Origin of the sequence: Algoriphagus halophilus, assembly GCF_900129785.1 — a bacterium.
Lineage (GTDB): Bacteria > Bacteroidota > Bacteroidia > Cytophagales > Cyclobacteriaceae > Algoriphagus > Algoriphagus halophilus.
On sequence record NZ_FSRC01000004.1, the window covers coordinates 189,228 to 211,433 of the forward strand.

Genomic DNA, 22,206 nt, shown 5'->3' on the forward strand with positions numbered 1-22,206 from the left:
AACCCATTCAAACCCAAAATAATCATGATGAATCTTGCAGTATTGCTGGAAGAAAGCGCTAGGAAATACCCCAATAAGGACGCTTTTATTTTTATGGACAAGCATTTGTCTTTTGCCCAAATAGATAATGCAGCAAATCAAATTGCCAATGGACTGAATACGCTTGGTATTCACAAAGGAGATCGAGTCGCATTGAGCTGTCTTAATTTACCTTATTTCCCTATGATCTATTTTGGGATTTTGAAAGCAGGGGCCATTGTGGTTCCGTTATCGGTATTATTGAAGCATGATGAAATAGAATACCATCTACAAAATTCAGGGGCAAAGGCCTATTTCTGTTTTGAAGGGACAAAGGAATTGCCGATGGCAAAGGAAGGTCTGGAAGGATTTAATAGGGTAAGTAACTGCAAGCATTTTTTTGTAATCACACCCCAAATGACAGATCCGTCCCCTTTTGAGGGGGTTAAGACATTAGGAATGCTCATGGCCAATAGGTCTTCAGTTTATTCTACCATGGTCACAGGAGCAGATGATACTGCCTTAATTATCTATACCTCTGGAACCACAGGTAAGCCAAAAGGAGCTGAGCTTTCACATTCTAATTTGGTTTTGAATGCCATGCTCTCAAAGGAAATCCTTTCTCTGGAAAGGGAGGATAAGTTATTAATTGTATTGCCCTTATTTCACATTTTTGCCATGACGGTACTTATGAATGCGGGACTATATGTAGGGGCAACAAGTGTTTTACTACCAAGATTTGATGGTGCTCAGGTGCTGGGATTAATGGAGAAACATGATATCAGTATTTTCGCAGGAGTTCCTACTATGTATTGGGGATTGTTAAACAGCGACGAAACCCAGTTTGATATTGCCTCAATCGCTAAAAATCTAAAAACATGTGTTTCTGGAGGGGCTGCTTTACCTGTAAACGTGCTTGAAAATTTCGAGAAGAAATTTAATGTCCCTATTTATGAGGGGTATGGAATGTCCGAAGGATCTCCCGTGGTTACTTTCAACCAAAAAGAATTTGGCAAGAAACCAGGTTCAGTAGGTGTTCCAGTATGGGGAATTGAAGTCAAAGTGGTGGATGACAAAGGAAAAGAACTTCCCGCAGGAGCAAAAGGAGAATTAATTTATAGGGGACACAATGTGATGAAAGGATATTATAACAACCCCAAAGCTACTGCAGAGACTTTAAAAGATGGCTGGCTTTACTCAGGAGATGTTGCCATAAAAGATGAGGATGGGTTCTTTTTTATCGTGGATAGAACCAAGGAAATGATCATCCGGAAGGGACTGAATGTCTACCCAAGAGAGATTGAGGAAGTGATGATGAAGCATGATGCAGTGTCTATGGTGGCTGTGATTGGTGTTCCAAATGAAGAATCCGGTGAAGAAATCAAAGCTTGTGTGGTTTTGAATCAAGGATTTGAGTTGAATGAAGATGATTTGATCACCTGGACCAAAGAGCAAATAGCTTCTTATAAATACCCAAGAATTATCCAGTTTATGGAGGCGCTTCCAATGTCTGCCACTGGCAAGATCTTGAAGAAAGAACTCAGTTAGGAATCAATTTCTTGGCTTAATAAAAGGGATGACAGAAATTTTCTACCATCCCATTTTTGATTAAAACTCAACGCGGTAACTGAGGATAGGGATCAAAGGAGCTTGAAAGGAAGTTTTGATCTCACTGTCCATGGGTTCGAAATAGCTTCCATAGATATTTTTTCTATTGGTAGCATTTTGAATATCCAAAGCCCAAGTGCGAGTAGATTTTGCCTTATTTCTTTTTAGGCTTATCCTTAAATCAGTCCTGAAATAAGCGGGATTTTGAGTTTCAAATGCCTTTGCGTCATCCAAAACGGTTTCTCCTTTTTCGATGGATTGGTTTAGCAAAATGGGAGTGGTTCTTAATCCGCCTCCGTAAATACCTCTAATGTTCACCCCTAAGGTTCTGTTTTTTTGAAGAGGGAATTCTTTGCCTCCTGTAAAAGTGACATTGAGATTTCCATTATACCTCGTATTCCTCCACACGTTTTCCTGGGTTTTATATTGTGAATTATACAAAGAAGTAGATAACAGGAAATAAAGATTGTTGTGGGTAAACTGTTCCAAAGTCAACTCAACACCATAATTTTTTCCTAGCCCTTCATTAATTAATGGGTCCGTTGCAAAAGACCATTGTTGATTGATGATTGAATAAGTTTCATACACCCCTTCTTTGATTGGAATTTGGAATAGATGCTGGTAGTAAGCTTCGATCTTCATTCTCAACAATGGGTTTAAGGATCGATCGTATCCTAATACAAAATGATGGGATTTACTCAAATCCAAGTCCTTATTGGGTAGGATAATTTCTCCTTCTACTTCTTTTTCCGCGAAGTAAGTCCCAAGAGGTTGGACCTGACTATGCAATCCATATCCAAAACTCAATCGTTGTTTTTCATCTAATTCGTATGCCAGGCTAAATCTTGGCTCCAAAGAATTAGAATTATTTAGGAGAAGCTGGAGGTAATGAAGCCCTAGGTTAAACGTCAGCCTTTCACTGGCTTTATAATTCCATTGTGAAAAAGCCTGTATACTTTGTGTATTCCCTTTTGAATTGGCATTGGTGATTATGTGACCCTGCTCCTCATCATAGTTGTTTAGGTGAATATTATAAAACAGTTGATTTAAATACATCCCACTTCGTAAGCTGGACCTTGCTGAAAGCTTTGAATTTAAAACTGAACTTAGAGTGATTTTTGAATTACTGAAATGATCATCATACCTATTCTCATACAAGTATTCGTTATCCAGTCTAGAACCTTTATCTCCCAAAGTGTTCCCTGATACCAACAAGGTGGTTTGAAGAAAATTCGAAGGATTGAGTGTTTGGGAATATTTGATTCCAGCTGCACCAGTATTGGAAAGGAATTTTGAGCTGTAGCGATCTCCTTCACTTTCCCAAGTTAGAGAGTCTTGCTCCGCATTACTTTTTTGATTGCTCAATCCTCCAAAACCGAATAAGGTGATACTACTGTTTTCACTGGTTGGTAGAAATATGTTGAAGGATAGATCTTGAAAATTGGTTACGAAATCACCCAATGGAAGTCCTAGTTTGGAAAGTAAGGAAAGGGTGGAGTACCTATAGTTGATTAGGTAAGATCCTCGATATCCTGCTGCAATTGGACCTTCCGCTGCGAGATCCAAACCAAGGAATCCCGCTTGGATAGTGAATTCCTGGTTTTCATTATTTCCCTTTCTCAAGTTAAGATCAAAGACCCCGGAAAGTGCATTTCCGTATTCGGCAGTAAATGCTCCCGTTAGAAAATCAGAATTGGAAAGTAACTGGCTACTTAAAATAGAAACTCCCCCTCCTGATGTTCCGGGGTTGACAAAATGATTTGGGTTAGGAATTTCTATCCCTTCCATTCTCCATAGTAATCCGTTTGGACTATTGCCACGAATAGAAATGTTGTTGTTTCCATCATCAGTACTTACTACCCCTGAAAAGGAAGCAGCCATTCGTGCTGGATCATTGACTGCTGCAGCAAACTTTCTTGTTTCCTCAACAGAAAAAGTTCTACCGCTCACCACTACCATATCGTTGATTGTTCGGTCCTTGTCGCTGGCATTGACTACAAATTCCTGGATTTGTGTGATGTCTTCTTCCAGAGAAATTTGAAGTACCACTTCTTTACCCGAATTCACTTGAATGTTTGGAAGGATCAGGTCCTTGTAGCCCACAAAACTTACTCTCAATGTGTATTGGCCAATAGGAACGTTTTTCATTTTAAACTCTCCATACTCATCGGTAATTTCACCAACCAGTGGATCTGTATTTAGAATCATAATGGTTGCTCCTGGCATTGCCAACTGACTGATTTGATCTACCACTTTTCCTCGAATTGTCTGACTTAATTCCTGTGAAAATCCAGGAAAACTGAAAAATGCGAGAAGCAAGGTTACATAGATTGTGAATAGAAATTTCATGAGATTCGTGTTTTTGGGCAAAGAATTTCCAGTCTGATCTTAAATCAGAGATGGATTTGTATGATTCAAAAAGAGATTAGAAGAACCTGATTCCAGCACGGAAGCCCCACCAGAATTGGCTCGCTAGATCATCAAACCGATAGTTTCTTTCGGAGAACACCTTTGGACCGCTATAGGTAAAGAGGTCTGGGTGTTGATTATAAGAGGTGTCGTACACTCTAAAATTGATAGAAGGACCTGCAAAGAGAGCGACTTTACGAGCCACTTGAAAATCAGCTCCTACATAAAAACGATTGATCAAATTCAATGCTTCAACATTTCCTCTATTGAGTTGCTGGGAGCTGGCTTCAATATTCAAGAACGTTTTTCTCCCAAGCCTTGGAGAAGTACCAATTCCATATCCAAATGCCCAAACAGTATAATCTGTTATTTCTGGTCGAATCCCTACGAAAAGCATATTGTAAAAGCTTCGCGTACCTGTTCGAAAAGAAAGGTTGATTGGAAGGATTTCATCGGTTCCAATTTCTAGGGTATGATACCCGCTTTTGACGATACTGAGTAGTCCAATAGGAGCTCCTGAAATACTATCTGCATAATTAAAAAGACCGATTTGGCTACCATTTACTTTTCTTGCAAAATTTAGAATTCCAGCAACCTGCACTCCCTGGACATCTTTTGGGGTGAAGTTGACAATACCTGCAGCTTGAGTTCCTTTTACATTTCCGCCTGCAAAATTGGCAATGCCAGCACCTTGAAAGCCCGTTAATTCCTGACCTGCAAAGTTGACTATTCCAGCACCCTGGAATCCACGCACTGATTTGCTCGTAAAGTTGGTGATGCCAGCGAGCTGGGTACCTTCCACAGCCCCTGTGGTGAAGTTGACAATGCCGGCTCCTTGAACACCTCTGATGGAGTCCAGGTTTGCGTTGGCAATGCCTGCAAATTGAGCGCCCTCTACTTTACCACCTACTTGATTGAAAATTCCAGCAAGCTGTACATATTTTGCATCCAACCTGTTGATGTTAAACAAACTTGCCATTTCTAATTTGTTGGTTCCAGCAGAGTATCCTCCAAATAAATTGAATGAGAAATCATTCGTGGTAATTCCAGAATTTTTTCCATTGGTCCCTAGGTAAGGGACTATAGAAATCTGTAGTTCTGTATTTCGGGTTTCTTGGTTTTCAAAATCTGTAGAAACAGTTTGAGAAAATGCTGAAAGAGGATTGAGAGCAACGAATAAAATAGCTCCAATAATTTTATTTACCGTTTTCATAGCGTTGGTTTAGTTTTCGTATCTATGACAATCGAAAACTTTTCTCCCCCTATGGACGGGTAGAAAAAAATTAAAAATTTTTAAAAAAAGCGGATTCCAGCCCGGAAACCCCACCAAAGCTGTGATTTAATATCATCTCGGTAGTCTTGTTCAGAGATGATTTTTGGAGAAGTATAAGAAAATAATTCTGGATGATCTGAATACGAACTATCGAAAACTCTCCAATTGATGCTAGGGCCTGCGAAGATTCCAACTTTATTGGCGAACTGATAATCCAATCCCAAATAGCCTCGGTTGATCAAGTTTAAGGCTTCCAAATTTCCTTTCAAAAGCTGCTGTGAACTCAATTCGATATTGAGAAATAACTTATTTACCAATTTGGGAGAGCTTCCTACTCCGTATCCGAATGCCCAAGTGACTGAATCTGCTCTTTCAGGTCTTACTCCAGCAAAAATCATATTATAAAACCCTCTCGTGCCTGTTCTCAATGAGATGTTTAAAGGCAACATTTCATCTGCTCCAATTTCCACTTTGTGGTATCCTTTTCTGACAAAACTGATCAGGCCAATGGGGATTCCGGAAGTGCTGTCTGAATAGTTGAATAAGCCCAATTGAAAGCCCTGGACATTTTTGGCAATATTGAGGACAGCAGAGATTTGTCCGCCTTTTACATCATGATGCGTGTAATTGGTAACTCCTGCCAATTGTACTCCTTTTAGATCTGAGGTGATGATATTCAATACGCTTGCCGCTTGAACTCCAGAAACTGGACCCGAGGAAAAATTACCTATTCCTGCTGCTTGAAACCCTGTCACCGCATCTAGGTTGATATTGGTTAATCCAGCTACTTGGAATCCTTTTACCGTTCCGCCTACTTGGTTGAAAAGACCAGCAGCTTGAAAATATTGTACATTTCTGCGGTTGATGTTAAAAAGTCCGCCCATTTCAGCTTTGTTGGTTCCACCTGAGAAACCTCCCAAAATATTGAGTGAAAAGTTATTGACTACAGATCCGCTTATTTTCCGGTTGGTTCCAATAAAAGGGACAAAAGATACCTGAAATCCACGGGATAAGGTGTCCTGAACATTTTCAAGGTTGGTAAAACCCACAGAATTGGAAGTCCAAGCCCAGAAATTTTTCATGGGTTCCGTGAGACTTCGGACAATCGGAGAGGCATTTTCACCTTCTGCCTTCAAAAAGATTTTTTGAAATCTGGAGTTTCTACTTTCTACCAATAGCGTGTCAGCATAATCTTTTTTGTTGACGATCAACTGGAAATTTTCCTCCGCAGGATTTTTTACCTGAAATTGGAAAAAACCAAATTCATCAGTAGTAGAAGATTGTAGGGTGATGGGGTTATACACCGTGGCATTTTTTATACGCTCTCCGGATTGTTCGTCCACCACATAACCACTGATGGTTATTTCTTTTTCAGCGGGAGGAGCTGGGGTCAATATTAGATAAACCCCTTTTTGTTTATAGTTGACTGCTCCATCAAAAACTTCTTCCAATACTTCCCTACAGGATTGATCTGAAAAATTACCTGTAATATTTCTGTTGACATCCAGGGTAGAAGGACTGTAAGAAAATACCCCTCCCACCTCTTTAGAAAGCCTGTTTAGAAACCCGTCCAATGGCTCCTCCTGTGCCTCAATGGTAACCCTTTTTTCCAGTAAAGATGTTTGCTGACCAACAATGGTATGGTAGCTGCCTAGCAACATTATGATGGCTATAATAGGCCGGTAAAAGGTATGTCTCATTTGAAAAAATTAATTGCAGGCTGCTCCTGAAAGTACGATATCACTCCCGTTTCTTGTGATATCTAAATTAAGCGTTTCAGAAATAATAGACAAAATGGTGTCCAGGTCTTCATTTTCAAAATCGACAGTCAAGCGGCAGTTTCCAATGTTCCCTTCCAAAATAATCTCAGTTTGATAAACTTCACTCAACTGGGCTACTACTGAAGCCAAATCCTGGTTGAAATAGGAAAAGGATTTTGTACTATATGAATCCACATTGGCATCTGCTTCTTCTTTCGAGAAATTGCCTGAGTTTTTGTTAAATGTCCCCTTTTCTCCTGCTAGAAGTTGAATTCCCTCGTTTGATTGTAAATACATCCTTACTTCCCCTTCCAAAACAGATACTTCTACCAAAGGACTAGTTGGGTAAGCCTTCACATTAAAGACTGTACCTATATCCTCAATAAATAATTCATTGACTTGAACCTGCCATTTTACTTTTTTGTCCTCAGGAATGGAAATCAAGGATTCTCCGCTTAGTTTAATCAGCCCAGTTTTTTTACGCTCATTGTATTCTACACTTACCTCTGAATCCCGATTTAAAGAGAGTTGGGTTTGATCTGGAAGAATTTGCGTCTCCACTTGATTCTCGCTCAAATAAGTAAATTCTTCAGGAGCGGAAAGCTGTTGATATATCAAGAAAGATACTGCGCATATGAGGATCAAACTGGCAGCAATCCTCCATGGAGTAAAGAAAATTTGCTTTCCTTTTTTAGGCGGGTGGATTTTTGGCTGAATTTTACTCCAGGCAAGGTCTGCGTCAAACTGCTGGTCGGAACCTAGATTTGCTTTTTGAAAAATCAATAATTCATCATCCAGCACTTTTTGATTCTCCTCCGATAGGGCGCACCATTCCTTCAGTTCTTTTTCTTCTGAAAGACTGATTTCACCAACTATGTATTTGGCGATAAGGCTGTCAATATAGAATTCTTCCTGCTCGCTCATCATTCTAATATGATATGAAGTAGTAGGGCAATCAAAGGAAGGTATTCCTGCAACTGGGCCCGCATGAGTTTCAGTGCTTTTCCCATTTGATTTTCTACTGTTTTAATCGATAAATTTAATTGATCAGCAATCTCTTGGTATTTCAACTCCTCAAATCTACTCATGGTGAATATTAACCGACATTGTTGGGGTAAGGATTGAAGTGCAAGGGCAATTTTTTCCTCCAATTCTCCTTTCAAGGTGCTTTGATCAGAAGCTTCACTATGCTGTTCTCCCTGTTGGATTATCATATCTCCATAATTCTTCTTGACCTTCTGATGCTTGATCTCATTGAGACAGGCATTTCGGATAATCTGATAGAGATAGGATTTGACCGAACTTTGGATGGAAATGTTTTCTCTTTTTTCCCAAAGCTTGATAAAGCAGGATTGTACTACTTCTTCGGCATCAGCAGGATCTTCCAGATAGGAATTCGCATAGCGACATAAGGGCTGATAATATTCTTTAAATAACATCTCCAGTGCTTTTTCATCACCTGACTTGATCGACTGAAAAATCATTTGATCGCTTGTTTGCATGGAGGCATTTTGCTGTTCATGCAAGATAAGGTTTTGAATGGTTTTTATAAATAGGACAACTCAGAAGAAGCTTACCCCTATGTAGATTTCAAAAAAAAGTAAAAAAACTGTGAGCTTACTCAAATACTGCCACTGCCCTTACAGGAGACCCTGTACCACCTTTGATTTTTAAAGGCAAAGCTATAAAACGAAACCTCCCTCTACCTACGAGTTGATCTAAATTGATCATATTCTCATAATGTGTAAAGCCCAATTCTCCACAGATATGATGCACCTCTTTATTGGTGATTTTAGGAATACCAGGAGACATGGTCTCCACTCCAAATGCAGCAATTTTTTGATCGCCTAACCATCGAGTAGCTTCCTCTGTTAATCCTGGCCCTTTCCCCCAATTCTCTGTTTGGTAGTATTTCCGGTAATGATCTGTATAAAGTAAAACTGTATCCCCTTTCTTGATCTGAAGATCGCTTTTTTCTAAAGCAGCTATTAAATCTTGGGTACTGATTAATTCTTGAAGGCCTTTGTGGGAAAGGTCCAAGCAGACCCCCTCCGTGTAAAACATGGATAAGGGCATCCTGTCAATGGAACCACTCGAAAATTCTCTACCCATATGGTTGAGCGCATCTACATGCGTTCCGGTATGTTCACTCATTTCCAGATTTAATACACTGGGTGTTTGGGTGCTAGGATTCTCAATTTTATCCCATTGCTCATGAGTGGAATAGGTAGATATAGTTACAGGGGGTAGGGAATGGTAGGTTGGCATTCCCGAATAGATTTCCTGCGATAAGTCAATAATTTCAGCCATAAAAATAGTTTTCAATAAAAAAGATTTACCACAGTAAAGGTTCCCGGAATTCTATATTAATTAGCATTAGTTCATAGGGATTAACCGCACTTCTAGCTTTTGCTTTTGATCAGGGGAAAGTGTGGTTTCAAATCCTATTAAAATCATTCCCTCATTCGTTTCTTCTCCTTTTGCAGTGGGATTGACAGGGTACAATTGAAGTTGGGCGTTTTTGGGATAAATCACTTCCAATTTTAATTTTTCTTCTCCTTTAGATATGATTGCTTGGTTCTTCCCATTGAATCTTATTGCATCATATGTCATCATTCCCCATCGAACTTTGGAGATATCGCTATTATTTTGAATTTCATCTACAATTCTTACTTCTCTTCCTTTTTTGATCAGGGTGGTTCTTTCGGCGCTTTTTAGGTGGTTTTCATACACTTCGGAAAGATCCAAAGAAGTGGATTTCAGGCTCTTTTTATCTTTTACTTTGAGTATTTCAGCCTTTCCATGAATGTTTTGAAGGGCGCTGTCCACTACCAAGGTATTGTGGGAATAATTAGTATACCGGAATACAGACCAGCGCTCACCATCCTGCTCACCATCCCAAATATTGACTCCCTGAGATTCCAATGCGTTGTAATCATTCATGCCTAGGTCTATTGCCCATCTTACTCCCTTGGCATCCATGACAAAACTCCCGATATCCATATGACCGTGACTTACTTCGGGTGAACCGGCTTTGGTACCTACATAAATAGCATCTTTGGTCCAGCCACTTCTTTGGAAACTGACGGGGTTTTCACCATTCCCAGTCCAGGTCAATTGGTCCGGAGTAGGGATAACTGTGGTATCCAATTCTGAAAGCCAGATCATTAAGAATATGAAAAAACGATTCGAAGTATTCGCCGGATCCAAGGTTCTCTTTTGATCCAAAAATTCCTGAAGCAAGGGAATCTGTTTAAATAGCAAACTAGGTTGCTGGGTCTTGGAAGCAAACCAATACATCCCTGCTGACATCACCTCACTTTGTCTGGAATCAGAATAGTTGAAGCTACCCGTAGGTCCATGAGCATGTAGAAAATAATTCCCGGTTTTCAAAAAACCTTCAGAAACAGGCAACCCCAATTCTGGATGCTTTTTCCGAAATGCATCAAGGTAAAGCACATGAAAGGTGGTGCCATATTCCCAATAGGAAGTGCCTTCAGGATAAGCTCCATCCGGATTGTATTGGGCTTCTGGAATATGGATTTTTTCTTCCGATCTAGCTAGAATCTCTTTGGCCAATTCAGGATAATAATCTGACACAGCCCAGGCTCCTACAGCGAGGGAAGCATGGCAGACCTGATTCCAATTATTCGTAGTGTTGATCCACCAATAATCTTCAGCCAAGGATGGTTTTAGTCCTTTCTCCACAATGGCTTCTCTTATTTTTTGTGCTGATTCCTCGGATAAGTCTACATGTACCCAGTCATAACCAATCCCCATGGCCATGGTCATTTCTGCTACATCCAAAAAATGTGAAGGATTCCAATCCTGAAAATCAGCCGCTGCCAATAGATTTTTTTCTACTGCCTTTAAGTATTTTTCATCACCAGTAAGCTGAAAGGCATAGCCAAGATAAGTGATCCGCTTCAAATATGCCCGACTTACACTTAATAACCTCCTTCCGGTCAATTCACGGGGTAAAGTAGGTAAAGCCGCAACTCCATCTGCCACTTTCAAAAATTCAATCTGAACCGCTTGAAGAAACGGGGTGTTGGTTTTAGGATTTTTTGAAATGAACAGAGAAGGACTTGTCTTTTGAGCTATTGAGGGAGTAGTAGAAATCAAAAAAAGAAAGAGTAAAAGAAATCTACTAAAATAGGATAGAGACATGGCGATCTAAGTTAGAGGAGTACCCAAATTATCTTATGTTTTACATCTCTACAAACAAAGGATGCAAGATTTTGAGGAGATTTACGAAATGGATTTCTTTGGATGGTAAGAGGATGGTCTCTGAGAAATGTATATTTATATTAGAATGAAACCAACCTTTCAAAGATCAATGCGAAAAGACTTTTACTTCAGATGGTCAATTTTTCTTTTAATCAGCCTAGGGTTACTCTCTTGTAGCTCTGAAAATCCCCAGGAGTCGACCACCTTACAGGCCCATTATTTAAGCAATCGCGCTCCTTTGAAACCAAATCCCTATCTGGAACTTCCTCTGGGAAGTATTAAACCCAATGGTTGGCTAAAGGAGCAATTGGAAAGAATGGCGAGTGGGATGACTGGAAATCTGGATACCGTGTATCCCGAAGTAGTAGGAGAGCGAAATGGCTGGTTAGGAGGTGATGGTGACGGTTGGGAGCGAGGACCTTATTGGATTGATGGCTTGCTACCTTTGGCATTTATTTTAGACGATGATGAATTGAGGGAAAAAGCTATGAAGTGGGTGAATTGGACATTGACCCATCAAGCGGAAAGTGGGTATATTGGACCTGTTCCATTTGAGGAAGACCCTACTCCGGAAGCAGGTATCCAAAAAGGGCCAAGGAAAGATTGGTGGCCAAAGATGGTGATGCTTAAGATTTTAAAACAATATTATCAAGCAACCCATGATGCCCGCGTGATCGAGGTGCTTACCAAGTATTTTCATTATCAGTTAAACGAATTGCCTTCTCATCCTCTGGATGAACTTTCGTTTTGGGCCAATCGAAGGGCTGGGGACAACTTGGAAGTGATCTATTGGTTGTACAATATCACTGGTGATCAAAAGTTACTGGATCTTGGAGAGTTGGTTCAGGAGCAAACATTTCCTTGGCAGCAGGTATTCGAAAGTGAGCCCAATGACTATGTTTTTGCGGATATATGGGAATATAATCAAGGCAAAAGATACCCTTATGACGCTACTGAAATCTCTCGATTGAATTTAGCTCAAGTTCCAGGCTTACATACAGTCAATGTGGCGCAAGGTCTAAAACAGCCTGTGGTTTATTATCAGAAATCAGGCGATCCCAGTGCAGTGAACTCGGTTAAGAATGCGTTGGCAATGCTCAAAAAATATCACGGGCAGCCTCAAGGAATGTATGGAGGGGATGAACCCCTTCATGGGAATAGCCCGGTTCAAGGAATTGAATTTTGCTCGATTTCTGAGGAAATGTTTTCGTTGGAGACTATCCTGAAAATTACGGGAGATGCCAGTTTTGCAGATCTATTAGAAAAAATTACTTACAATGCCTTACCGACCCAAGCCTCTGATGATTTTACTAGCCGTCAATATTTTCAGGCTGCAAACCAAGTAGTTCTTTCAGACGAGATGGATTACTCTTATGAGACGGAGCATCACGGGGGGACTGATTTTGTATTTGGGGAGCTGACTGGTTATCCTTGCTGCACGACGAATATGCATCAATCTTGGCCTAAGTTTGTCCAGAATCTATTTTATGCTACTCCTGATGCGGGGGTTGCCGCTTTGTTGTACGCACCAAGTTCTGTAGAACTATTGGTAGGAAACGGAGAGAGATTACAAATAAAAGAAACAACCGGTTTTCCTTTTCGAGAATCTATTCAATTTGAGTTGAACCTTTCTGCTACCTCCGATTTTCCATTTCATTTAAGAATTCCAAGCTGGGCGGTAAATCCGACAATACTTATTAATGGGGAGTCGGTCGCGTTTGAAAATAAAAATGGAATCGCAATCATTCAGAGAACATGGCAGGATGGAGACCAAGTGGAGCTCAATTTACCCATGCAATTAAAATCTTCGACTTGGTATGAAGGAATGGTGGCAATAGAACGTGGTCCACTGGTCTACAGTTTGAAAATAGAGGGAGAAACGAAAACAAAAGATAGAAATGATAGATTCCGGGCCTTTCAGGAGGTCTATCCTCTAGATCCCTGGAATTATGGATTAAAAGAGTCCACTTTGAATGATTTGGAAAGTTCTGTGAAAGTGCAAGAAAACCCCTGGGATGGCAGTTATCCTTGGAACCTTGAAAACGCCCCAATTCAATTGACTTTACCAGCATATCAGATTCCTTCTTGGAAATTGATCAATCAAGCATCCACTGACTTAAACCTTGAAAATCTGGGCGAGGGTCGAGAGGTAGTTTTAGTACCCTACGGGACCACGACACTTCGAATTACGGAGTTCCCTTTGATAAAATCAGAATGAATTGGGAAAGAGTAATCTGGAATCATGGCCATTCCTATAATTGCCTTGTTTTTTAAACCGAATTCCCAGTATATTTTATCTTTAACTGAAATTGCAATGCTAAAAAAGCTACTTATCACCGCCTTTTTGTTACCGATGAGTATTTGGGCCTTTTCCCAAGATCTCACTCCTTTATTGAATTCATATAAATTTCGAAATGTGGGGCCTTTACGTGGAGGTAGAGTGACTGCCGTAGCCGGGGTTGCTTCAAAACCTTCTTTGTTTTATATGGGAGCAACTGGAGGTGGTGTATGGAAAACAGAAGATTATGGGATCACTTGGGAGAATATCTCGGATGGATATTTCCCAACTCCTTCCATCGGGGCCATTTCCGTTTATCAAAAACAGCCTGAAATTATTTATGTGGGCACGGGTTCAGATGGACTTCGCTCCAATGTCATTACCGGTAAAGGGGTATATAAATCCACGGATGAAGGTAAAACCTGGGATTTCATTGGTTTAAAAGATGCAGGTCAGATCGGATCGGTAGAAATACATCCTGATAATCCAGATATTGTGTATGTAGCTGCAATTGGTCAGGCATTTGAAAAAAATGAAGAAAGAGGGGTCTTTAAAACTATGGATGGAGGAAAAACCTGGGACAAGGTTTTCTATCATTCCGATAGTGTTGGTGTTTCCGATTTGGAATTGGCTCCTGATGATCCAAATACCATTTATGCAGGTGCTTGGAGAGGGGAGCGAAAGCCATGGACGATTACTTCAGGTTCCACTGAGGGCGGAGTTTACAAGTCCACTGATGGCGGTAATACATGGAGTAAGCTCAGCAATGGCCTTCCCACTGAATTAACAGGAAAAATCGATTTTGCAGTTTCACCGGCGGATCCGGATGTAGTATATGCAAATATTGAGGCTTCGGATAATCAAGGAGGTTTATATCGATCTGCAGATCGAGGTGCTAGCTGGGAGTTTGTATCCGATAATCCCAATTTGACCAACAGGCCTTTTTACTATACCAATATTTACGCGAATCCAAAAGATGCCAATACGGTTTATAATAATTCGCTGCGCTTTTTGAGATCCTTTGATGGTGGAAAGACCTGGAATTCCATTTCTACTCCACATGGAGATAATCATGACATTTGGATTAACCCAAATGATACTACCATTTGGATCCAATCAAATGATGGAGGAGCCAACATCACGTTAAACTCTGGTAAAAGTTGGTCTACCCAGTTCAACCAGCCTACTGCCGAATTGTACACTGTAGAGGTTGATGATCAATATCCTTATTGGTTATATGCTGGACAGCAAGATAATTACAGTGCGATTGCGGTGCCAAGCATGCCTCCTTCCAGCGTGCAGGCTGGGCCTAATTCTTTTATTATTAATGTGGGGGGATGTGAAACAGGACCTGCAGTTCCAAAGCCTGGAAACCCAAATATTGTTTATTCTAATTGTAAAGGCCGTTTTGGGGTATATGATAAAACCTCTGGACAAGAATTACAATATTATGTGGGGGCAACCAATATTTACGGGCATAACCCCAAAGACTTGAAGTTCAGATTTCAGAGAGTTGCTCCGATTCATGTGTCTCCTCATAATCCAGATGTGGTCTATCATACTTCTCAGTATGTTCATAAAACTACAGATGATGGGAAGACTTGGGAGATCATTTCTCCTGATCTTACGGCATTTGATCCGGATACTCAGGTGGTGCCAGGATCACCTATCACGCGAGATGTAACTGGCGAGGAGTATTACAGTACCATTTATGCAATTAGAGAATCTCCTATTCAGGAAGGGTTGATTTGGGTAGGTGCAAATGACGGCCCTGTACACGTGACCAAAGATGGAGGTAAGACTTGGGAAAATGTGACTCCAAATATGCCTAAAGGTGGAAGAGTAGATGCGGTGGAGCCATCACCTCATGACCCTGCAAAAGCCTATGTATCTGTTTTGCGTTATCTGTTAGGAGATGACAAGCCTTATATTTATAAGACCGAAGATTATGGCCAAACCTGGACCTTATTGACTACAGGTTCTAATGGAATTCCAGAGGATTATCCCACTTTGGTGATGAGAGAGGATCCAGTAAAAGAAGGCATTTTATATGCAGGAACTCAATTTGGTTTATTTATTTCTATGAATGATGGAGAGACTTGGACAGCTTTTGAAAGTAATCTTCCTGTAACTCCTATTACAGATATTAAGATTCATCAAGATGATTTGGTGATGTCCACCATGGGTAGGGGTTTCTGGATTTTGGATAATCTGGTCAGCTTGAGAGGGATTACTAGCATCGGTTCTCAAGGGGTAGTGTTTTTTCAGCCAAAAACTGCCATCAGAAATTACCTTTCTGCGAGAAGTGAAACAAATGGGCCTGAATATCCAAGAGCTGCTGCAAATCTGGATTACTACTTAGAAGATAAAGCAGAGAATCTCCGCTTGGAAATAATCAACGAAAATGGAGAAGTGGTACATGCCTATCAAGCAGATGGCCCTAAAGAACCGGAAGTTGATACCACCAGAAATATGTCAACGGAATTTACTGAAGCTCCTGCTTCAAAAGGTCTTCCCAATAAGGCCGGCATGAATCATTTCAACTGGAACATGAGACATCAAGGCGGGTGGGATAAAGATCCGAAAAAAGCGTACATAGGAAATGGACCTATGGTTTCTACAGGTACTTATACCGCAAGGTTGATCGCCGATGATCAGGTACTGGAAGAGAAATTTGATGTGGTGTTGGACCCAAGAGTGACGCTTGTTTCGGATGAAGATGTGGCGGAACAAGAGCGATTGTCTCTACAGATTCAATCATTCAGAGATGAGGTTGAACAATTGATCGTGGCTATCGAAGAAGAGCAAGAAGCCCTCAAATTGGTGCTGGAGAATGAAAACCCGGCTAAGAATGTAGAAAATAGGAAGAAGCAGCTGGATGAAATTTATTATGAATTGGTAACTCCTGAAGGGACTTACATGCAACCAATGCTTCAGGATCAAGCCAGGTACTTAGGTTCTATGCTTGGAAGAGCAGACCAAAAACCAGGAAAAGATGCGTATGAGAGATTAGTGGAATTGCAAGAGAAATTCAATGAGGTAAAATCAATTTATGAGAGGATGAAATAACATCCTCTCTATTTAATGTGCTCATTGATCCATTGAACAATTTCCTCCATGGCAATGGGTGAAAATGTTTGTTCAATAGACGCATATTCACTCGGCATTCCTGTCGTGCTTTCTTGGAATAAATGATTGAGTTCAGGGATTTCTACAGTGGTAACTTGATTATTACCACCTCGCTCAAGTGCAGATTTGATGGCTTCCAGGTTTTCCTTTGGAGCAACTTGCAAGTCTTTCGATCCATTAATTGCCAAAACTGGACAAGTTACTTTTTCCAAGGTTGGAGCAGGATCATATTGAATGAAATATTGCATCCATGGGCTGGTCATTTGATTAACCTGGGCATTGACAAAATCTGCCTCAGTCATTCCGTTGGGAATTTGATTTTTGGGAATGTTTCTAAAAGTTTCACTCATTAAGTCGAATAAGTCTCTTTCCAAAGAGGCTGAGTTTTTGACGAGATCAAACGCTTTTTTACTGATAATGTCATTTTCTAATAATTGATTTTCTGTCATCCCAGAAGCTTTCCCAAGCATTCTTTGTTGAAGCAAGAGTAATTCATCCCCAGGAATTCCTGTTCCCGCCATTAAGATTAAAAAAGCAACCTCCTTATTGGCAACTGCTACCTTGGGAGCGATAATCCCTCCTTCACTATGTCCTGCCAAACCAATTTTTGTGGGATCAATTTCTTCTCTGGTTTTTAAATAAGCGAATGCAGCTTCCGCGTCATTTGCAAAATCAGCACTTGTGGCTTGGCCATGTTCCCCAGTGGATTTTCCAGTTCCCCGATCATCGTAACGGAGTACTGCGATACCATTTCGAGTCAAATAATCGGATAAGACCAAAAAGGGCTTGTGACCCATTAATTCTTCATCCCTATTCTGAGGACCACTTCCACTGATTAAAATAACTGCTGGGAAATTGCTTCCGGTTTTGGGTAGGGTGACCGTTCCTGCTAACGTAATCCCATCTATTGAATTTTCGAATGTCAGATCCTCTGATATATAAGGATAAGGTTTTGTCGGTTCCTGAGGTCTTTTGGATTCTTCCCTGGAGATCTCTCCTTTGGTGAGATTTAATGGAAAAGGCTGGCCTGCCTGAGTAAAAACACCAATAATGATTTGGTCTTCATCTAAAGTCCCTTCGTATTCAATTCTTGCATTGGAAATAGTGATTTTCAATGTCCCATCTTGGAAAGTCGTAGAGTTGACAGGAATTCCAAAAGCTGCTTGGTCGGGACTGTCCATGGTGGATTTATAGCCAGAATCTGATTTCTCGATATTAAAAACCAGCCTCAGCTGAATACCTTGGACTTTCAAAACCCCGTTCCATTGACCTTCAATGTCTTGAGCAAAAGTGGAAATAGAGATAATTAGGCTGGCAAGTAGAAATAAAAAGGATTTCATGAATAGAAGTTAATGTGGGTTGCTAATTTTTTCTGGACGTTAATTTACAAGCTTCTCGAGTTCTTTTTCGCGGAGGGCTTTGTCAATCACAGCTAATCTGCCAATTCGACTTTTAAAGAAATTACCTATTCCATCTGGATTATAATATAGGTTCTTAGGTTAGGTTAGTCCGTTTGGGTATCCTTCAAAGTCCTCTATAAGTTGGATCAATTCGGGTTTATAGATTCGATATGATTTTAATTGGTTTTCTGGGCAAATACACTTTGCGCAATTTGAGTTGAAAAAAGGATGGAAGTTAAAAAGGCATAGGTAATTCTGGTCGTTGTCATTGGATTGTGCTAGGTAAACTAAAAAGAAATGTGATAAGATCAAAAGATGATCAAAGTGAAGTCCTAAGTTCTATAAGCAGTTGGTTTTTAGTTAAATAAATCAATTTTTTTGTTGTAAATAAAAGGAAATTAAAACTTGATATTTTAGCCTTAGATATTTGAATTAACTAGAGTTGATAGAAATAGCAGTTGGATTCATTGGATTTTTAAGAAAATGCAGAAGTTTTTTGAGAATGTCATGGTTTGGGGAATCCAAACTTATTATGAATCTTAGGGTTAAATCAATAAATAGACCCAAATAACTACCTATATGAATTTTAGAGAAAGTGAAAACCAGCGAATGATCGCGGAAATGATCCGGGATTTTGGCGCTAAAGAAATTACACCTTTTCGAAAGGATTGGGATGACCAACAGTTTTTCCCTAAAGAACTTTTTAAAAAACTGGGGGAACTAGGACTGATGGGAGTGTTAGTACCTACCGAATTTGGAGGAGCTGGCTTTGGCTATGAAGAATATGTAACTGCTATTGTTGAACTTTCTAAGCTAGATCCATCCGTAGGTTTGTCCATGGCAGCACATAACTCTTTGTGCACAGGGCATATTATGCTTTTTGGAAGTGAGGAACAAAAAAAGACCTATTTACCAAAACTTGCCAGCTGTGAATGGCTAGGAGCTTGGGGCCTGACAGAGCCAAATACAGGTTCTGATGCTGGAAATATGCGTACAGTTGCTAAAAAAGATGGCGAATATTGGGTAATCAATGGTGCCAAAAACTTTATTACGCATGGAGTATCTGGAGATGTGGCAGTGGTGATAGCCAGAACGGGAGAAGTAGGGGATAGCCACGGAATGACTGCCTTCATTGTCGAAAGAGGAACCAAAGGATTTGAAGGAGGTAGAAAAGAGGATAAGTTGGGAATGCGCGCTTCAGAAACTGCGGAGATGATTTTTACTGATTGTAGAGTTCACGAAACACAGGTTTTGGGAAAGGAAGGAGAAGGTTTTATCCAATCAATGAAAGTTTTGGATGGTGGAAGAATTTCTATTGCCGCTTTGTCATTGGGGATAGCAGAAGGTGCCTTAGAGGCCTCCATTCAATATTCAAAGGAAAGAGAGCAGTTTGGTAAACCAATCAGTAAGTACCAAGGAATTTCCTTTAAACTGGCTGATATGGCTACCCAAGTAGAAGCTGCAAAACTGTTGATCATGAAAGCAGCAGACCTGAAGAACAGAGGAGAGAAAGTGACCTTAGCTTCTGCAAAAGCAAAATATTTTGCCTCAGAAGTCTGTGTTTCGGTATCCAATGATGCAGTACAGATATTTGGAGGCTATGGATTTACCAAAGATTATCCGGTAGAAAAGTATTACCGTGATTCTAAATTGTGTACGATAGGGGAAGGGACCTCGGAAATTCAAAAAATGGTGATTGCCAGAGAGGTCTTGAAGTAAATTCTTAAAAAAGGGCTACCTCAAAACAGGCTTCGACGCTGCTCAGCCTGACCTTAAAGGAATGTTGGGATAGCCCTTTTTATTTTTTAGGCTCCTGCTACTAAATACAAGCCTGCCGCTAATGCTGCTCCTGCTATAGGGCCTAAAACAGGAACCCAGGCATATCCCCAATCGGAGCTTCCTTTGCCTTTAATTGGCAATATGGAGTGCATTAATCTTGGGCCAAAATCACGGGCAGGATTGATTGCATAGCCAGTGGTTCCTCCCAAAGCTAATCCAATTACCCAAACTAGGAAGGCAACAGGGATTGCCCCAAGTGAACCCATTCCAATGGGCGTTTCAGTTGCATCCTCTATTTTGGCTCCTGTGTTATATAATATGACCAGAATTAGCACAAAAGTACCGATGAGCTCTGAAAAGAAATTAAGAGGAAGATTTCTTATGGCTGGGGAGGTGCCAAAAGGGGCTGCTTTGAGGGCAGGATCATCTGAAGCTTCATAATGATCCTTATAAAAAAACCAGGCAATCCCGACACCGATCATCGCACCTAATGTTTCTGCAGCGATGTATCCAGGGACCATGGCCCATTCAAACTTACCAACAATAGCTAAGCCTACAGTTACCGCTGGGTTTAAGTGTGCTCCACTGTATGGTCCAGCCACAACTACTCCTACAAAAACTGCCAATGCCCAAGCAGTACTGATTTCCATGATTCCTCCTCCATTTCCTTTGGTTTTTGGAAGAAGCATATTGGCTACCACTCCTGAACCTAGTAAAAGGAGTAAGCCTGTTCCGATTATTTCTGCAATGTATGGATTCATTATTCTATCCAGTCTTTAGATCGTTCAACAGCCTTATGCCAAAAATGTAGCAATTTTTCTCTTTTATTCTCCTCCATTTGAGGAGTAAAGCTTTTGTCTGCTGTCCATAATGATTGCAGCTCCTCTCTATTTTTCCAAAAGCCTAATGCCAAGCCTGCCAAGAAGGCTGCTCCAATGGCAGTGGTTTCAATAATTTCGGGCCTCTTAATTTCGCAATCCAATAGATCTGCCTGAAACTGCATCATAAAATTATTGGCTGTTGCTCCGCCATCTACTCTCAGTTCCTGAGTGGGTTTTCCGGAGTCTTTTTCCATGGCTTTCAATACATCATAAACTTGATAAGCGATGGCTTCCAAAGCAGCTCTGGTCATATGGGCACTAGTCGTGCCTCTAGTAATCCCAAAAAATGCACCCCGGGCATTTTGGTCCCAATGAGGTGCTCCAAGACCTGTCAATGCAGGCACGAAATATACTCCGTCATTATCATCTAAGCTCATGGCAAGCTTTTCAGAATCTTTGGCATTTGGGAATAATTCGATCCCATCTCGAAGCCATTGAATAGCTGCGCCACCTATGAACACGGATCCTTCCAAGGCATAGTTGATTTCATTACCAATTTTCCAGGCTACGGTGGTCAGTAATTGATTCTCTGATTTTACAGCTTCATTTCCGGTATTCATTACCAAAAAGCAACCTGTTCCATAAGTAGTTTTGGCCATTCCAGGCTCGGTGCAGAGTTGCCCGAAAAGCGCAGCTTGTTGATCCCCGGCAATTCCAGCAATAGGGATTTTGACGCTCAATACATCTCCGGCTGTTTCACAGTACACTTCACTACAGGATTTCACTTCTGGTAAAAGTGATTCAGGAATGTCAAAAAGTTGTAAGAGTTCCTTGTCCCATTCCTGGGTGTGTATGTTGTAGATCATGGTTCTACTGGCATTGGTAATGTCAGTAATATGGGTTTTACCCGCCGTAAGATTCCAAATCAGCCAGGAGTCTACGGTTCCGAATGCCAGCTCTCCTGCTTTTGCCTTTTCTCTTGCCCCTTCCACATTTTCTAAAATCCATCGGATTTTGGTGGCTGAAAAATAAGCGTCTATGATCAATCCCGTTTTGGATGCAACGAGGTCAGCATGGCCTTTTTCTTTTAATGAATTGCAGTAGGAGGCAGTTCTTCGATCTTGCCAAACGATGGCATTGTAGATTGCCTTACCTGTTTTTCTGTCCCAGATTAAGGTGGTTTCCCGTTGGTTGGTAATGCCTATTCCAGCGATTTGATCTGCTCGAATCCCTTGGTTAATGAGGGATTCAACCATTACGCTGGATTGGCTGGTCCAGATTTCGTTTGGGTCATGTTCTACCCATCCGGAATCTGGAAAATATTGTTTAAAGTCTTTTTGGGCAACGGAAACAATTTGCCCCTTTTTGTCAAAAATGATTGCTCTGGAACTGGTGGTGCCCTGATCCAGTGCCATCAGGTAGGGTTTTTCTTGGGTCATTCTAATTTAAAATTGGCTGCCATTAATTTTCAAGACAGCTGATGGTTAACAAAATCTCATTC

The 22,206-nt window shown here is 40.7% G+C and carries 14 protein-coding genes; 4 read left to right on the forward strand and 10 right to left on the reverse strand.

From position 1 onward, the window contains the following. The first annotated feature begins 24 nt into the window (after positions 1 to 24). Positions 25 to 1,566: a long-chain-fatty-acid--CoA ligase gene (locus BUR11_RS19800; protein WP_074226771.1), complete on the forward strand. Its 1,542-nt coding sequence runs from the start codon at positions 25 to 27 to the stop codon at positions 1,564 to 1,566. A gap of 60 nt (positions 1,567 to 1,626) precedes the next feature. Here the strand turns inward: BUR11_RS19800 and BUR11_RS19805 are convergent, their stop codons facing one another. From BUR11_RS19805 to BUR11_RS19835, 7 genes are all read right to left on the reverse strand, one after another. After that, entirely contained in the window at positions 1,627 to 3,975 is a 2,349-nt protein-coding gene (locus BUR11_RS19805; protein WP_074226772.1) for a TonB-dependent receptor, read from the reverse strand. A 76-nt stretch (positions 3,976 to 4,051) separates the two neighbouring features. Beyond that, positions 4,052 to 5,248, reverse strand: a complete 1,197-nt coding sequence (locus tag BUR11_RS19810; protein ID WP_074226773.1) for a hypothetical protein — start codon at positions 5,246 to 5,248, stop codon at positions 4,052 to 4,054. A gap of 80 nt (positions 5,249 to 5,328) precedes the next feature. After that, positions 5,329 to 7,008: a peptidase associated/transthyretin-like domain-containing protein gene (locus tag BUR11_RS19815; protein ID WP_074226774.1), complete on the reverse strand. Its 1,680-nt coding sequence runs from the start codon at positions 7,006 to 7,008 to the stop codon at positions 5,329 to 5,331. A 9-nt stretch (positions 7,009 to 7,017) separates the two neighbouring features. Beyond that, entirely contained in the window at positions 7,018 to 7,995 is a 978-nt protein-coding gene (locus tag BUR11_RS19820; RefSeq protein WP_234982207.1) for a FecR family protein, read from the reverse strand. After that, positions 7,992 to 8,570 (reverse strand): RNA polymerase sigma-70 factor, encoded by a 579-nt coding sequence (locus tag BUR11_RS19825; RefSeq protein WP_074226960.1) that lies wholly within the window; start codon positions 8,568 to 8,570, stop codon positions 7,992 to 7,994. Before BUR11_RS19825 ends, BUR11_RS19820 begins: the two co-directional genes overlap by 4 nt. Before the next feature lie 115 nt (positions 8,571 to 8,685). After that, positions 8,686 to 9,378, reverse strand: a complete 693-nt coding sequence (locus BUR11_RS19830; RefSeq protein WP_074226775.1) for a cyclase family protein — start codon at positions 9,376 to 9,378, stop codon at positions 8,686 to 8,688. Positions 9,379 to 9,444: 66 nt separating this feature from the next. Further along, the gene (locus BUR11_RS19835; protein WP_074226776.1) at positions 9,445 to 11,238 is read right to left on the reverse strand and encodes a heparinase II/III domain-containing protein; all 1,794 of its coding nucleotides are present in this window, start codon (positions 11,236 to 11,238) and stop codon (positions 9,445 to 9,447) included. A 169-nt stretch (positions 11,239 to 11,407) separates the two neighbouring features. Between BUR11_RS19835 and BUR11_RS19840 the strand changes: the two genes are divergently transcribed. Both BUR11_RS19840 and BUR11_RS19845 read left to right on the forward strand, forming a co-directional pair. Further along, positions 11,408 to 13,516, forward strand: coding sequence for a beta-L-arabinofuranosidase domain-containing protein (locus BUR11_RS19840; protein WP_074226962.1), 2,109 nt, complete (start codon positions 11,408 to 11,410; stop codon positions 13,514 to 13,516). A gap of 96 nt (positions 13,517 to 13,612) precedes the next feature. Then, complete coding sequence (locus BUR11_RS19845) at positions 13,613 to 16,645, forward strand: WD40/YVTN/BNR-like repeat-containing protein (RefSeq protein ID WP_234982208.1); 3,033 nt, start codon at positions 13,613 to 13,615, stop codon at positions 16,643 to 16,645. A gap of 8 nt (positions 16,646 to 16,653) precedes the next feature. On the opposite strand, the gene BUR11_RS19850 is transcribed toward BUR11_RS19845, so the two are convergent. Beyond that, a complete protein-coding gene (locus BUR11_RS19850) occupies positions 16,654 to 18,045 on the reverse strand; it encodes an alpha/beta hydrolase family protein (RefSeq protein WP_074226777.1) in 1,392 nt (463 codons plus the stop codon). Between the two features lie 639 nt (positions 18,046 to 18,684). Here BUR11_RS19850 and BUR11_RS19855 point away from each other — a divergent pair. Next, on the forward strand, positions 18,685 to 19,824 hold the full coding sequence (locus tag BUR11_RS19855; protein WP_074226778.1) for an acyl-CoA dehydrogenase family protein: 1,140 nt from the start codon (positions 18,685 to 18,687) through the stop codon (positions 19,822 to 19,824). Between the two features lie 86 nt (positions 19,825 to 19,910). Here the strand turns inward: BUR11_RS19855 and BUR11_RS19860 are convergent, their stop codons facing one another. Together BUR11_RS19860 and glpK are read right to left on the reverse strand one after the other, a co-directional pair. Continuing rightward, on the reverse strand, positions 19,911 to 20,645 hold the full coding sequence (locus tag BUR11_RS19860; RefSeq protein ID WP_074226779.1) for an MIP/aquaporin family protein: 735 nt from the start codon (positions 20,643 to 20,645) through the stop codon (positions 19,911 to 19,913). After that, positions 20,645 to 22,144, reverse strand: coding sequence for a glycerol kinase GlpK (gene glpK / locus BUR11_RS19865; RefSeq protein WP_074226780.1), 1,500 nt, complete (start codon positions 22,142 to 22,144; stop codon positions 20,645 to 20,647). The genes BUR11_RS19860 and glpK overlap by 1 nt, the downstream gene beginning before the upstream one ends. Positions 22,145 to 22,206: the final 62 nt, after the last annotated feature.